Origin of the sequence: Aurantiacibacter flavus (assembly GCF_039710615.1) — a bacterium.
GTDB lineage: Bacteria > Pseudomonadota > Alphaproteobacteria > Sphingomonadales > Sphingomonadaceae > Alteraurantiacibacter > Alteraurantiacibacter flavus.
This window is the reverse complement of sequence record NZ_JBDLBR010000004.1, coordinates 1-14,017: the sequence shown is the minus strand read 5'-3', so window position 1 is coordinate 14,017 and position 14,017 is coordinate 1. Positions and strand designations below refer to the sequence as shown.

The following is a 14,017-nucleotide window of genomic DNA, read 5'->3' as shown; positions in this document are numbered from 1 at the left end:
CCCGTTTCGCAGTTCGCAAGGCGGCCCCATCCCGCCATTCCCCGGACTTATCCCAGCAAGTCCTAAGGAAAGTGTTAACCAAACTCAGTTAGAAATTCGGTGTGATTACAGTTAGAACCGTGGCCCTTGCATGAGCACCGTGATGCTCACCGGAGCGACCGGCTTTGTCGGTCGGGCGATCCATCGCTATCTCGCGCAGGCGGGCCATGCGGTGCGCGCGACCATTCGGCCGGGCTCGCAGGGGCGGCTGGCAGCGCCTGCCGAAACCATCGAAACATCCGACCTCTTCGCGCATGATCCGCAATGGTGGGCCGAGGCCTGCGAGGGCGTCGACGCGGTGATCCATGCCGCCTGGTATGTCGAGCATGGCAAGTACCTTCACGCCGCCGAAAATGCCGCCTGTGTAAGTGGCAGCTTCGCGCTGGCGCAGGGCGCGGCCATGGCCGGTGTGCGTCACGTGATCGGGCTGGGCACCTGCATGGAATACCGCCTGCCGGGCGAAGCGCTGAGCGTCGATACCCCGCTCGAACCGGGCAATTTCTACGCCGCCTGCAAGGTTTCCGCCTTTCACCAGATGCGCGAATGGCTGGCGCTGCACGATGTCGCGTTCAGCTGGTGCCGTCTGTTTTATCTCCACGGCGAAGATGAGCACCCCGACCGGATCGGGGCCTATCTCCACCGCTCCTTGCGTTCGGGCGAAGTTGCCCGGCTCTCTGCCGGCACCCAGCTGCGTGACTTCCTCGACGTGCGCGCCGCCGGGGCGATGATCGCCAACGTGGTCGAAACGGGCCAGACGGGCGTGATCAACATCTGCTCTGGCGAGGCGCAGAGCGTACGCCAGTTCGCCGAGACCATCGCCGACCACTACGGACGGCGCGACCTGCTTCAATTCGGCACCCAGCCTCCATGCCCCGGCGATCCGGCGGCGGTGGTTGGCGTGTGCAACCTCGAACAATCACCCAAACTCCGGGAGTTCCTATGAAAGCGCAGCTCAAGCCCCGCATCAACCTTGAGGGGCGGACCCCGCTCGAAACGGTGATCCCCCTCGCCACGCCCTTTGTGGTGTTCGTCGACCCGGCCAGCGCCTGCAACTTCCAGTGCAAGTTCTGCCCCACCGGCCACCGCGACATGATCGCCGAAACGGGCCGCTATCAGGGCGCGATGAAGTATGACGTCTTCACCAAGGTGGTGGACGACCTTGCCGCGTTCCCCGACCCGATCAAGGTGCTGCGCATGTACAAGGACGGCGAGCCGTTCCTCAACAAGCGGCTGGCCGACATGGTCCGCTATGCCAAGCAGGCCGACCATATCCTTTATATCGACACCACCACCAACGGCACCCTGATGACGCCCGAGCGCGCCGGGCCGGTGATCGAGGCAGGTCTCGACCGGATCAACATCTCGGTCGATGGCATGACCAACGCGCAGTACAAGGAATTCACCGGGTTCGACTTCAACTTCCCCGAGTTCGTGAAGAACGTGAAGTGGGTCTACGAGAACAAGGGCGAGATGGAAATCTCGATCAAAATCCCCGGAGAGCTCATCACGGAAGACCAGAAGAAAGAGTTCTTCGACACCTTCGGCAACTATTGCGACCGCATCTTCGTGGAGAACTTCGCGCCGTGCTGGCCCGAGTTCGATATCGAGGCGCACACCGGCGTTACCATCTCGAAGGGCATTTATCAGCAGGACGTGACCCCGACCGATACCTGCCCCTATATCTTTTATGGCTACTCGGTGAATGCCGACGGCCTCGTTTCGTCCTGCTTCCTCGACTGGGGCCGCAAGCTGATCATCGGCGACGTGCGCGAACAGTCGATGCGCGAGATCTGGAACTCGGAAAAGATGAACGCGCTGCGCCTCCAGCACCTGCAAGGGCGGCGCTGCGAGAACGGCGTTTGCGGCGGCTGCGGCCAGCTCACCCACTGCCTGCCCGACAACGTCGATGCATACCGCCCGATGCTGCTCGAAAAGTTCAAGCGCGAAGTGGCGATCAACCCGAGCGTCGAGGCACCGGGTGGCCGCTTCAACCCTGACCGGATCGCCGCCGAATGAGGATCGTCCACCTCGTCGCCCATCTTGGCGGAGGCGTGGGCAAGGCCCACTCCGCGCTGTGCGGGGCGGACGGGGGCGACGTGCGGCGGCACTATGTGCTGCTCGAACAGCCGCGTGACCGGCGCTATGTCGATGCGGTGATTGCGGCGGGGGCCGAGGTGACCGTTGCGCCTACGCCCGCCGAGGCGCGCGCTCTGATCGCGGCGGCGGACATTCTCCAGGTCGAATGGTGGAACCACCCGAAGCTCTATGAGGCGCTGGTCCGCTGGGACTTGCCTGCCAGTTGCACCGTGTTCTGGTCGCATGTGTCGGGCCTTCGTGCGCCTTTCATTCCGCCTGCGCTGGTGAGCGCGCCCGACCGCTTCCTGTTTACGTCTCCTTGCTCGCTTGCCGGGCCTGCCGTGCGCGGTCTGCCTGACGAAGCGCGGCAGCGTGTCGGCGTCGTCAATTCGGGGTTCGGCTTCGGCTCCAGCGCCCGTCCAAGCCTGCGCTGCGCCGGACGGGTAGGTTATCTCGGTACGGTCGATTTTTCCAAGCTGAGCCGCGACTTTTTCACCGTGGTCGAGCGCGCGGGGGCGGCCGAGCCGGTCTCGCTGTGGGGAGCCGTCGATGCAGATAGCGAGGTGCTCGCGCATCGCTCGCAAGCGGTGCGTTTCGAAGGTCACGCTGCCGATCCCGAAGCGGTTTTGCGGCAGACCGGCATCTTCCTTTACCTGCTCCAGCCCGAACACTTTGGCACGGCGGAGAACGCGCTGGTCGAGGCGATGAGCCTTGGCTGCGTGCCGCTGGTGTTCGACAACCCCGCCGAACGCGCCATCGTTGAGCACGGCCGCACGGGCTTTGTTGAAACGAGCGTCGATGCAGCGGCAGAGCGCTTGCGCTGGATGCTCGCCAACCCCGGCGAGGTTATGACGATGGGTGTGGCCGCAGCCGAGGCCATGGCCGCAACGCGCAGCCCGCGCCAGTCCGCGCAGCAGCTGGCGGCGATCTACCGCGAAGTTATCGACCGGCCCAAACGCCGGATCGATTACGCCGCGCTGCTCGGGGCGACACCTGCGCTGTGGTATCTCTCCACCCAAGGCGGCTGGGCGATGGACGCGAGCCCGCTCGGCCCCGCACGCAAGGGCACGCTGGCGCACTTTGCGCAGAGCTTTCCAGGCGATGCCTCTTTCGCCGCCTTGAGAACCAAGGCCGCCGTCGCCTAACCGCGAAGGTCCGCCACCATACAATCAGCTTGATGGCTTTGCCGGAGGCAGACGGGGACATACTTTGAAGGTCATTATCCACGCAGGGTGCGCGAAGAACGGTTCCACCGCGTTCCAGACACTGATGCATCGCATTGGCCCCGCACTGGCCGATCACGGAATTTACTACCCCCCTGCGGTGCTCGGCCACCGGGACTTCGCCGAACGTGCCTACGTCGATGACTATGCCTGGGTCGACCGCGTCATGGCCGACGCCCAAGCCCGCGGCGCAACGACGCTGCTGATATCGAGCGAACACTTCCAGAATATCCTGTGCCAGAAGGTCTATGGCGTCGGCATCGCATTTGCCTTCCGCGAACGCGGGGCGGAAGAGGTTCGCTTCGTTTTCTCGGTCCGTGATCCGTTCGATTACTTCGAATCGATCTATGCCGAAGCTGCCAAGTGGTTTCCAATGAGCTTCGAGCAAGCGGCGAATGCTGCGCTTCGCCAAGGCAGCTTCTGGACTTCGTGGCAGGCCCTTGTGCCGGTTGCCTATGCCTTCGATTACGCAACAGTTTTTCGCGAGTTTCGCGACTACCTGACAGCAGTGGATCCGGCGATCACGCTGAATTGCTGGGAACTATCGGACTTTGCACAGGGCTTTGCCGGTCGCCGCATTCTCGAAACGGCGGGTGTGGGTGACGACGTTCTGCGGCAAATCGAAGCCGGTCTCGCATCGGGCCAGATTACGATTGTCCGCAACCAGCGCAGCAGCGCGCAGGACATCGAGACATTGCACGCGCAGCAATATCTGTTCGGCACCGCGGTGCTGCCGTCACTGGCCGCAGAGAAGAGCAATCAGCTTGAACCGGTTGCGAATCTTGTTGCCCAGATTGCGGAAACCAAGCTGCATCACATCAATTCGCAGCGCGAGGCCTTCCGCGCCCGCTTCGCCGACCGATTTGCGAACTGGCGGGAGTGTCTCTCGCAGGACTAGGGGGGCTGCCCCTAGACCACCACGTTCCCCAGCAGTTCCTGCTCAAGGAAAACGAACCCGCGCGGATGGCCGCGCTCGATGAACTCGTCGGCGCGCTCGGCGCTCGAAGCGAGCACGGCGGTGGTCGCAGGGTCCGCAGAGCCGCCATCGGCCACCACTTCCACGCCATCGCGCAAGCCCATGCTGGTGAGCAGCTCGGCGATGTGGGCCACGTCCTGCGTGTCGCTGAGCACCAAGTGCGTGATCTCGGGTACGGCGCTCACCGCATAGGCGAGGCGTTGCAGGCCAACCATGACCGGGAGCCGATCCTTTAGATCGCCAAGGCTCGGGTGCTCGCCCTGCCCGGCGATCACCATGCGGGTGTAAAGCTCGTAGGCGCGCACATAGTCGTGCCGGGCCACCCACAGCCGCACGGCGACCGACATCCGCAGCGCGGTGAAGATCTGGCACATCTTGGCGTAAATCGCCCGCGCCTCCTCGCCCATCGATAGCTGGCCGCGCGCGGCGCCGAAGTGGAGGAAGTATTCGAGCCCGCCGCGATAGAGATCCCATGATGACATGACATCGTCCATGCCCGCCTGCGCTCGCTCGGGCGCGACGGTGGAGGCGGTGACCGAGCGGTAAAACGGCTCTTTCAGGAAAGCGACCGCGCCCGCATCGAGGAAGTGCGCGAGATAGACGAACGGCCAGAAGCAGAAGTGGCTAGGCACGAAGGCGGAGCGCACCGCGTCCATTCGGTAGATCGCGATCTCCGGGAAGACATGGCCCTGAAACAGGAACTCGAACACCGAGAGGAAATCGCCCTGGGCGAATTTGGTGTCCTCGGCCACTTCGTAGAACTTGCGGGTATCGACGCGGTTGACCTCATCGTGGAGATACCACGGCGCGTGGGCCGCGCTGACATCGGGGCTGGCATCAAGGAAGGCCACCACCTCGGCGATGCGGGGCAGGATCAGCAGGTCATCGTCGCCCTGGTAGATCATGTAGTCGCCTTGCGCATGGCGGATTGCATTGGTGAGGTTTGGGCCGGGGCCGGCGTTGACCGGGCAGCGCAGATAGCGGATCGGCAGGCCTTGCGTGATGAAGCGCTCGACCACCTCGGCGGTGTTGTCGCTGGAGGCATTGTCCGAAATCACGATCTCGTGCGCGAAGGGCCACTGCGCCTCAGCCAGGCAGGCCAGCGCCTTTTCGAGATAGGGCGCACGGTTGTAGGTCGGGATGCAGATCGAAAGCTTGGGCTGGGTCATGGGGCTACCTCTTCGGTAAAGTCGGGACAGGCGGCATCGCGTGCGCCGATCAGGGCGGGCGGGCTCGGCCAGTCGATGGCAAAGGCGGGATCGTCCCAGCGCAGGCAGCGCGCTGCACCGGGCACGTAGGGCGTGCTCATCTGGTAGAACAGCGCGCTGTCGTCCTCGAGCGTGAGGAAACCGTGGGCGCAGCCAGGAGGGATGTAGAAGGCATTGGCGCGGCGCTCGTCCAGCTCGACAGCGGCCCAGTTGCGATAGCTGGGTGACTTGGGGCGCAGATCGAGCGCGACGTCATAGACCCGCCCGCGCGTGGCGCGCACCAGCTTGGCCTCGCCGTGCGGCTCAGCCTGCCAGTGCATCCCGCGCAGCGTGCCGCGCCGGGGGTTGGTGGAGATATTGCACTGGCGCCATTCCGCCACGAGGCCGCGCTCGCCGAAGATTTCGGCGCAGAAGGTGCGCGCGAAGGTGCCGCGCTCGTCCTGCAGCATCTCGGGCTCGATTTCAAAAGCTCCGGCGATGGCGGTCGGGTGGAAGATCATCCCAGCACCGCCAGTTCCGGCACCGCGACGACGAACTTGCCGCCCCAGCTTCGCACCTCGTCCATCGAGGCCATCACCTCGTCGCGGATATTCCAGGGCAGGATGAGGACATAGTCCGGTCGCGTTTCGGCAAGCGTTTCGGGCGGCAGCACCGGGATGCGGCTGCCCGGCAGGTGGCGCCCCTGCTTGGCCGGACTTCGGTCGACCACATAGGCAATCTGCCCCGATGTGACGCCGCAGAAGTTAAGCAGCGTATTGCCCTTGGCAGCAGCGCCATAGGCGGCGACGGTCTTTCCTTCGCGGGCGGCGTCGTTGAGGAATCGCTGCAAACCCTCGCGGACGGGGGCGACGCGGCTCTGGAAAGCGGCATAGGTTGTGAGCTGGTCGAGCCCTGCCGCTGCTTCGTCGGCGCGAACCTTGGCGAGGCCGGGGCAGGCCGGATGGGTCTTGCTGGCCTCGCGGCAGGCGAGCAGGCGCAGGCTGCCGCCGTGGGTGGGCAGTTCCTCGACATCGAACACCCTCAGGCCGTGCGCGGCAAACACCCGCTCCACCGCCAACAGTGACAGATAGTAGAAATGCTCGTGATAGACGGTGTCGAACTGCACGCCGTCGATCAGCCGCAAGAGGTGCGGGAACTCGACGCTGACGATACCCTCAGGCTTCAACACCGCCGTGAGACCGCCGACGAAATCGTTGATGTCGGGCACGTGGGCGAGCACGTTGTTACCGACTACCAGATCGGCAGCGAGCCCGCGCGCCACCAGATCGCGGGCCGTTTCGAGGCCGAAGAAGCGCGCTTCGGTCGGCACACCGGCTTCGCGCGCAACCTCGGCGACATTGGCGGCTGGCTCGATGCCGAGCACCGGCACGCCTGCTTTGACGAAGTGCTTCAGCAGGTAGCCATCGTTGCTGGCGACCTCGATCACCTGCGATTGCTCGCCCAGCCCGAAGCGTTCGCGCGCCATCACGGTGAAGCGCCGCGCGTGTTCGACCCAGCTATCGGAGTAGCTCGAGAAATAGGCGTAGTCGGAGAAAATATGTTCGGGCGGCACGAAGCTGTCGGCCTGCACCAGCCAGCATTCTCCGCAGACGAAGGCGCGCAGCGGATAGCTCGGCTCGGGCTGATCGAGCTGCTCCTCGGTCAGGTAGGAATTGGCGAGCGGGGTCGAGCCGAGGTCAACGAAGGGCTGGTCAACCGGCGCTTGGCAAAACCGGCATGGACGCGTGGTCATGCATCAGCTCCTCGTAGGCTGCGATCTGGGAAAGGGTGAACTTGCGCATATCCGCGCGCTGGCGGTGGGCTTCGTACCAGTCGGCTGTCCATGCCACTGTGGCGACCCGGTCGAGCCGGGGATGCCAGCCGAGCACTTCGGTGGCGCGGTGTGAGGTGAGGGTGAGAACCGGGGCTTCGGCGGGGTGCTCGCCGGGGGCCTTTGTCCAGACGTCGCTGGCGCCGAAGCGGCGGCCCAGTTCCTCGGCCAGCTCGGCCACGGTAGCAAAGTCGCTGGCATCGGGACCGAAGTTGAGCGTTTCGGGCATGTCGCGGGTGCGCTCGTACAGTGCTTGCGCATATGCGAGATAGCCGGACAGCGGCTCCAGCACATGCTGCCATGGGCGCACCGCCTGCGGGTAGCGCAGCTCGGCGGGCTGACCCTTGCCGAGCGCCCGGACGATATCGGGCACGAGCCGATCCTGCGCCCAGTCGCCGCCGCCGATCACATTGCCGGCGCGCGCCGTCGCCAGCGCAACGCGGCCATCGCTGAAGAAGCTCTTGGCATAGCTCTGGCAGACCAGTTCGGCGCAGGCCTTGGAGGCGGAGTAGGGATCGTGGCCGCCCAGCCGGTCACCTTCGTCGAAGGGACGGCCCGCGCCGTCGTTGGCGTAAACCTTGTCGGAAGTGACCACCAGTACGGTGCGCACCGAAGGCGCCTGCCGCACGGCTTCGAGCAGGTTGACCGTGCCCATGATGTTGGTGGCAAAGGTGCCCGCCGGATCGGCATAGGAGGGGCGCACCAGCGCCTGCGCAGCCAGATGGAGCACAATCTCGGGCTGAGCCCTGCGGGTGATCTCGGCGAGCTGCTCGCCATCGCCAATATCGGCGAAATGGCTTTCGGCGGTGACAGGCCCGGCCAGATCGAAAAGCGAAGGTTCGGTTTGCGGTTCGAGCGCCACGGCGGTCACCTCGGCCCCCAACCGTTCCAGCCACAGGCACAGCCATGGGCCCTTGAACCCGGTGTGCCCGGTCACAAGCACGCGGCGGCCCTGCCAGAATGCGGTCAGGTCCAGACCTTCCACGGCGCCCTCCCGCTGTTCCAGAGGTCTTCGAATTGCATCTTCTCGCGCAGCGTATCCATCGGCTGCCAGAAGCCGTCGTGCTCGTAGGCGGCGAGTTGGCCTGTCTGGCATAAGCGTTCAAGCGGCTCGCGCTCCCACACGGTCGCGTCGCCATCGATCAGGTCTAGCACGCTCGGGTTGAGCACGAAGAATCCGCCGTTGATCCGCTGGTTCGACACCGCCGGTTTCTCGACAAAGGCGGTGACACGCCCGCCCTCGATATTGGCCACGCCGAAACGGCCCGGCGGCACCACCGCGCACATCGTGGCGTCGAGACCGTGCGACCGGTGAAAGGCGATCTCGGCGGTCAGGTCGATATCGCCGAGGCCGTCACCATAGGTAAGGCAGAACGGCTCATCCGGATCGAGATAGCGTGCCACGCGGCGCAAACGCCCGCCGGTCATCGTGTCGCGGCCGGTATCGACCACGGTGACTTTCCAGTCGACCTCGTCGGCATAATGATGCTCGATCCGGCCCGTTTTCAGGTCGATGGTGATGTCGTTGTGATGCACGAAGAGGTTGGCGAAATACTCCTTGAGCATGTAGCCCTTGTAGCCCGCGCAGACGATGAACTCGTTGATGCCGTGGTGGGCATAGGTCTTCATGATATGCCAGATGATCGGCTTTTCGCCGATCTCGACCAAGGGCTTGGGCTTGATCGTGGTCTCTTCGGAAATGCGCGAGCCGAAGCCGCCTGCGAGGATCACAGCCTTCATCGCGCGCGCCTTGAACACCGCGAGAAGGCCTGCGCCGTGCAAGCCCATGCCGTTACCAGCTGATCTTCGCTCCTGCCCATGCAGGCCCCCTATCGGCTTTCCGGAAATTTACGCAGCAAACGCGCGGTATTCCAGTGGTTTCCGAAGGGTTTAACTTGCCATTAAGTATGACGGCTAAAGCGCGATCTAGTCAAATATACCTATCCTGGCGGGCAGAGGGGCGGCTCAGGCGGGGTTGCGCTGCGCGCTAAAGCGGCCGTGCTTGCGGTAGCGGGTCATCCACTTGTCGAGGAACAGCGACAGCGGCTTGGCCGTCACCCCGAGCGCCTCGATCCCCGGCAGCGTGCCACCGGCGACGTTGCCCTTTTCGAGCATGGCCAACTGGTCGCCATTGATCGGCGCGAGCGGCATGGCGGCGATGAACCGCGCGAGGGCATCGGGCATGGCGAACATGATCGGATCGCGCTGCTGTGCCGTGGCGATGGCGCGGTTGATTTCCTCCATCGTCATCTGGTCCGGTCCGGCGATTTCATAGATCTTTCCGCCGTGGGTGGCCGGCGCGCCGAGCGCATTGCCGATGGCCTCGGCAAGGTCGGCGACCCAGACCGGCTGGAGCTTCGATTCGGCGCCGAAAACCGGCAGCACCGGCATGGTCTGCACCAGATCGGCGAACATCGGCACGAAGCCGCCTTCCTCGCCGAACACTGCGGAGGGGCGCAGGATCGTCGCCTGCGGGAAGGCGTCCAGCACAAGCTGCTCACCTTCGCCCTTCGTGCGGTAGTAGCCTGTCTCGCTCGCCGCATCGGCGCCGATCGCCGAGACATAGACGAAGCTCTGCGCGCCGGTAGCAGCCGCGGCGGCGGCAGCAGCACCTGCGCCGGTGGCCTGCAGCGCGCGCTGGTTCTTGCCGAAGGTGCCGACGAGATAGACCACTGCATCCGCGTCCGCGACGCAGGCCTCCACGCTGGCTTTGTCAGCAGCGTTGCAGCGCGCGAACTGGATCTGGCCAAGGTTGGCGAGTGGCTTGAGGTCGAAGGCCTTCTCGGGATTGCGGGCCGCGATCCGCAGCCGGGCCCCGCGCTCGAGCAAATCCTGCGCGACCTGCCGACCGATAAAGCCGCTCCCGCCGATGAGGACGACGAGTTTGTCTTCGAGCGGGCCGTAATTTGCCATGCGTCTGGTTCCTTTGCGCGAAGCGGTTGAGGCTGTGAGCCCAGCCTTTAGGCGAGGGAGGGGGTTGCGGGCAATAAGCGAGATAGGGCGGCGACCAGGGGCGAAGGTAAGAAAATGCGCTTCGAGGGCGTCAATCGAATTGACAAGGCTGGCCACAGTACCCTATCGGCCCCGACCTACCCGATGCGGACCTTGGATGATCCGCATTCGATGTGTGCCCAGATGGCGGAATTGGTAGACGCACCGTCTTCAGGTGGCGGCGCTCGCAAGGGCGTGGAGGTTCGAGTCCTCTTCTGGGCACCATTTTTCTTTCCGTAGACATCCGCAAATGTCCGGAAAAATCCATGAAATCAAACACTTTTCACGATTTTGGCGTCCAGCGGAATCCGGCCGAATTCGTTGCAATTGACGGTATCTGACGGTATTTTTGACGGTATCGAAACCGGCAAAAGGAGGCGTCATGCTTACCGATCTGGCAGTTCGAAAGGCAGTTGCGCGCGACAAGTGCGCGCGACAAGTGCGCGCGACAAGCCCTACAAGCTCTCCGATGGGGGCGGGCTCTACCTGCTGGTAACAAAAGCCGGACAGCGCTGTTGGAGGGTCGACTATCGCTTCGGTGAAAAGCGAGCGACGGCAGCGCTCGGGGTCTATCCGACCGTCACCCTGGCCGAAGCGCGCGCCAAGCGGCTGGAGATCAAGAAGCAGATTGCCGAAGGGATCAATCCAGCCGCCAAGCGCAAGATCGACAAGATTACCGGGCCGCTCGCCAGCGCGAACAGTTTCAAGGCAGTGGCGGAGGAATGGCTCGATAAGGCCGGGCGCGAAGGGCGTGCGGAAGTGACGTTGGGCAAGCTGAAATGGCTGCTCGAATTCGCTTACCCGTTCATAGGAGATCGCAAGGTCGGCGAGATCAAGGCTCCGGAACTGCTGGCAGTGTTGCGCTCGGTCGAGAAGCGCGGACATTATGAAACAGCACGGCGACTGCGCAGCACCTGCGGGCAGGTCTTCCGCTACGCCATTGCCACCGGTCGCGCCGACCGCGACATTTCAGCAGACCTGCGCGGCGCACTGATCGTGCCCAAGGTGAAGCATCGCGCCGCCATCACTACGCCGAAGGAAGCTGGCGTTCTGATGCGCGCCATCGAGGCCTATTCAGGCTACCCGGTTACCCACGCAGCCTTGAGGCTTGCCCCCTATGTTTTCGTGCGTCCGGGCGAACTGCGGCAGGCTGAATGGAGCGAGTTCGACTTCACCCGCAACATCTGGACCATCGCCGCCGACAAATCCAAAATGCGTGTTGCTCACCGTGTGCCGCTCAGCCGTCAGGTGCTCGCCATCCTGGAAGAGCTGCGCGAGATTACCGGTTACCGCCGCTACCTCTTCCCGGCGCAGGGCAAGCGCGACCGGCCCATGTCTGAGAACACGATCAATCTTGCGTTGCGGCGAATGGGCTTTGACGGCACCACGATGACTGCCCACGGCTTCCGCGCCATGGCCAGCACCTTGCTTAACGAGCAGGGTCACTGGAACCCCGATGCTATCGAGCGCCAGCTCGGCCATGCCGAGACCGATGACGTCCGTCGCGCCTATGCACGCGGCGAGCATTGGGAAGAGCGGATCAGAATGATGCAGAGCTGGGCGGACTATCTCGACCAACTGCGCTCGGGCGCGAAGGTTCTGCAAGGCAGCTTTCGCAAGCCGCGTGACGCTGCGAGTGCTATCGTTAGCTGACGCAGTTAACCGCTGAAGATCTGACAAATTCGATCTAATTCTGAGTTGAGGTGACACAACCGGACGGTTGTCCACTGCATACTGAAGAACAGCTTTCTACGGGCCCAAAATTGTCTTTTAGAATGTCCGCGCACGACTTGCGCGCGCACGCCGCCGTGTCGGCCGACCGACCTGAAAGTGGGTTTCTATAGGCTCCTTCGGAGCCGGCGCAGCGCTGCGCGCAGCGAAAATATGCGGTCAGCGCTGACGCGCTGGCGTTTGGTATTCCGGCCGCGGGAGGGGGGTAGGCGACGCTCCCCTCTAGTCCCGTCGCGACGTGCCGCAACCCGCCGTTAGCGGGTCCTCCACTGCGTTTCGGCCCTTCGGGTGCAGCCCGCCGCTGAAGCGGGACTGCCGGTCCGCTCCTCGCCGCCCACCCCCCTTCCGGGGCCGGTGTGGTGTTTAAGGAAGGAGTGAGGACATGAAGCGGAGCAGCGGGAATGTACGGCAGAGTTTCTATGCCGAGGTGACCAATCGCGTGATTGCAGAGCTTGAAGCGGGGCGGTTGCCGTGGGTGCAGCCCTGGGATGCGAGCGCTTGCGGATGCGCTCTGCCTGAGAATGGCGCGACCGGGAGGCGCTATTCAGGGATCAATATGCTGATCCTCTGGGCGGCTGTCATGGAGCGTGGCTATAGCGTGCAGCGCTGGTTGACCTTTCGCCAGGTCCAAACGCTCGGCGGTGCTGTCCGCAAGGGCGAGAAGGGCATTTGCATCTGCTATGCGGATCGCTTTACCCCCAAAGACGAGGCCGAGCGCGCGCGGGATGAACAGCGCGAGGCACGGCTGATCGCGTTCCTGAAGCGCTTCACGGTGTTCAATGTCGAGCAGTGCGAGGGACTGCCCGAAGCACTGACTGAGACGCCCGCACAGCTGCCGGAGGTGGAAGCAGTGCCCGCTGCGCATGCGCTTATCCGGGCCAGCGGCGCCGACTTCCGCGTTGGCGGAGTCGAAGCCTATTATGCTCCGGCGGCTGACTATGTCACCGTACCAGAGCAGCGTGCCTTTCCCGATCCCATCAACTGGTATCGCACCGCGCTGCATGAGCTTGGCCACTGGACCGGGCATCACAGCAGGCTTGGTCGTGACCAGTCGGGCACCTTTGGCAGCGCTGCCTATGCCCGCGAGGAACTGGTTGCCGAGATGGCGAGCGCATTCACCTGTGCTGCGCTATCGATCCGTCCGAGTGTTCGCCATGCCGACTATGTCGGCGCATGGCTTGCGGTGCTGCGCGAGGACGAACGGGCGATCTTCCGGGCCGCCAGTGCTGCCAGCAAAGCTGCCGATTGGCTGCTGCGCTATGCCGGCGAGCCTGCGCAGGAGTGCGCGTCATGATCGCCCGGCATAAGCTGGTCCTTGGGCGGAGGATCGAACGCATCGCTGTATAGGACATAGAGGGAACATGTGAAGGGGTTTAGAGCACCGGAAGGGGCCGGGGCACAGGCAAGATTAAAGAAACGGCGCCATGCCCTGCGGTCGATGCGCCATAACCTGTTGTCTGCACATCCTTTTTCTCTTTCCCTGCGATGGCGCCATGTGTGCGGCCATGGCGCTATGCCTTGCGCAAACCCGCAGAAAACTGGGGTTTTTGATAGCGCCAACGGCAGTTTGGCTGGCGATCGTGACGTGATTGGCGCTGGACTGGGGGGAGACAGCTGGGCCGTCCTCACGGTCTCTGCTGTGCCCGTTTGTTCAATTTTCAGGTCTGCAACATGCTGTGCGTCTGCGCGTGCCAGGGACTTTGTTTGTGACCGCCTTGTGCATCACCTGGCACGGGAATTTCGTCACTTCGACAGTGCTCTCGTGCGGAAGGAATGGGAGCTGCTTCACGCCTCAGTAAGAGCCTCAATCTGAGGCCAGCGCGCGGCACCGCTACAGGTCTGCTCTGCCACCTGAATTTTGGACCATTCGCAGCTAGAGTTTTCGGCCGTAGATTTCCTTGGCTGGGCAAGGAGTCGTGGCATGAAGGCATCGAAGTTCACGGACGCTCAGAAGGCGTTCGTC

11 protein-coding genes, 1 tRNA gene and 1 pseudogene are annotated in these 14,017 nt (G+C 63.7%); 7 read left to right on the top strand and 6 right to left on the bottom strand.

The window, feature by feature from the left end; genetic code table 11:
- The first annotated feature begins 130 nt into the window (after positions 1-130).
- From ABDJ38_RS11955 to ABDJ38_RS11940, 4 genes are all read left to right on the top strand, one after another.
- Positions 131-982, top strand: a complete 852-nt coding sequence (locus ABDJ38_RS11955; protein ID WP_346785344.1) for an NAD-dependent epimerase/dehydratase family protein — start codon at positions 131-133, stop codon at positions 980-982.
- Positions 979-2,055, top strand: a complete 1,077-nt coding sequence (locus ABDJ38_RS11950) for a radical SAM/SPASM domain-containing protein (protein WP_346785343.1) — start codon at positions 979-981, stop codon at positions 2,053-2,055. The genes ABDJ38_RS11955 and ABDJ38_RS11950 overlap by 4 nt, the downstream gene beginning before the upstream one ends.
- Positions 2,052-3,260 (top strand): glycosyltransferase, encoded by a 1,209-nt coding sequence (locus tag ABDJ38_RS11945; RefSeq protein WP_346785342.1) that lies wholly within the window; start codon positions 2,052-2,054, stop codon positions 3,258-3,260. Before ABDJ38_RS11950 ends, ABDJ38_RS11945 begins: the two co-directional genes overlap by 4 nt.
- A 64-nt stretch (positions 3,261-3,324) precedes the next feature.
- A complete protein-coding gene (locus ABDJ38_RS11940; RefSeq protein ID WP_346785341.1) occupies positions 3,325-4,236 on the top strand; it encodes a hypothetical protein in 912 nt (303 codons plus the stop codon).
- A gap of 11 nt (positions 4,237-4,247) precedes the next feature.
- On the opposite strand, the gene ABDJ38_RS11935 is transcribed toward ABDJ38_RS11940, so the two are convergent.
- The 6 genes from ABDJ38_RS11935 to ABDJ38_RS11910 all read right to left on the bottom strand — a co-directional run bounded on the left by ABDJ38_RS11935 (position 4,248) and on the right by ABDJ38_RS11910 (position 10,245).
- Positions 4,248-5,483 (bottom strand): glycosyltransferase family 2 protein, encoded by a 1,236-nt coding sequence (locus ABDJ38_RS11935; protein ID WP_346785340.1) that lies wholly within the window; start codon positions 5,481-5,483, stop codon positions 4,248-4,250.
- Positions 5,480-6,022, bottom strand: coding sequence for a dTDP-4-dehydrorhamnose 3,5-epimerase family protein (locus ABDJ38_RS11930; protein WP_346785339.1), 543 nt, complete (start codon positions 6,020-6,022; stop codon positions 5,480-5,482). The genes ABDJ38_RS11935 and ABDJ38_RS11930 overlap by 4 nt, the downstream gene beginning before the upstream one ends.
- Entirely contained in the window at positions 6,019-7,254 is a 1,236-nt protein-coding gene (locus tag ABDJ38_RS11925) for a methyltransferase domain-containing protein (protein ID WP_346785338.1), read from the bottom strand. Before ABDJ38_RS11925 ends, ABDJ38_RS11930 begins: the two co-directional genes overlap by 4 nt.
- Complete coding sequence (rfbG, locus tag ABDJ38_RS11920) at positions 7,214-8,317, bottom strand: CDP-glucose 4,6-dehydratase (protein WP_346785337.1); 1,104 nt, start codon at positions 8,315-8,317, stop codon at positions 7,214-7,216. The genes ABDJ38_RS11925 and rfbG overlap by 41 nt, the downstream gene beginning before the upstream one ends.
- Entirely contained in the window at positions 8,299-9,120 is an 822-nt protein-coding gene (gene rfbF, locus ABDJ38_RS11915; protein ID WP_346785336.1) for a glucose-1-phosphate cytidylyltransferase, read from the bottom strand. Before rfbF ends, rfbG begins: the two co-directional genes overlap by 19 nt.
- A 177-nt stretch (positions 9,121-9,297) precedes the next feature.
- A complete protein-coding gene (locus ABDJ38_RS11910) occupies positions 9,298-10,245 on the bottom strand; it encodes a complex I NDUFA9 subunit family protein (protein WP_346785335.1) in 948 nt (315 codons plus the stop codon).
- Positions 10,246-10,461: 216 nt separating this feature from the next.
- Here ABDJ38_RS11910 and ABDJ38_RS11905 point away from each other — a divergent pair.
- The 3 genes and pseudogenes from ABDJ38_RS11905 (at position 10,462) to ABDJ38_RS11895 (ending at position 13,348) form a co-directional block, all read left to right on the top strand.
- Positions 10,462-10,548, top strand: a tRNA-Leu gene (locus ABDJ38_RS11905).
- A 157-nt stretch (positions 10,549-10,705) separates the two neighbouring features.
- Positions 10,706-11,976 (top strand): annotated as a pseudogene (locus ABDJ38_RS11900) (tyrosine-type recombinase/integrase).
- A gap of 460 nt (positions 11,977-12,436) precedes the next feature.
- Positions 12,437-13,348 carry an ArdC family protein gene (locus tag ABDJ38_RS11895; protein ID WP_346785334.1) on the top strand — a complete coding sequence of 304 codons (912 nt, stop codon included), beginning with the start codon at positions 12,437-12,439 and terminating at the stop codon, positions 13,346-13,348.
- Positions 13,349-14,017 lie beyond the last annotated feature (669 nt).

Bases quoted from the DNA above. Each gene is read 5' to 3' on its own strand.
- ABDJ38_RS11945 (WP_346785342.1), top strand. From the start codon at position 2,052: ATGAGGATCGTCCACCTCGTCGCCCATCTTGGCGGAGGCGTGGGCAAG.
- ABDJ38_RS11955 (WP_346785344.1), top strand. From the start codon at position 131: ATGAGCACCGTGATGCTCACCGGAGCGACCGGCTTTGTCGGTCGGGCG.
- ABDJ38_RS11910 (WP_346785335.1), bottom strand. From the start codon at position 10,245: ATGGCAAATTACGGCCCGCTCGAAGACAAACTCGTCGTCCTCATCGGC.
- ABDJ38_RS11930 (WP_346785339.1), bottom strand. From the start codon at position 6,022: ATGATCTTCCACCCGACCGCCATCGCCGGAGCTTTTGAAATCGAGCCC.
- ABDJ38_RS11925 (WP_346785338.1), bottom strand. From the start codon at position 7,254: ATGACCACGCGTCCATGCCGGTTTTGCCAAGCGCCGGTTGACCAGCCC.
- ABDJ38_RS11950 (WP_346785343.1), top strand. From the start codon at position 979: ATGAAAGCGCAGCTCAAGCCCCGCATCAACCTTGAGGGGCGGACCCCG.
- ABDJ38_RS11935 (WP_346785340.1), bottom strand. From the start codon at position 5,483: ATGACCCAGCCCAAGCTTTCGATCTGCATCCCGACCTACAACCGTGCG.
- rfbF (WP_346785336.1), bottom strand. From the start codon at position 9,120: ATGGGCTTGCACGGCGCAGGCCTTCTCGCGGTGTTCAAGGCGCGCGCG.
- ABDJ38_RS11895 (WP_346785334.1), top strand. From the start codon at position 12,437: ATGAAGCGGAGCAGCGGGAATGTACGGCAGAGTTTCTATGCCGAGGTG.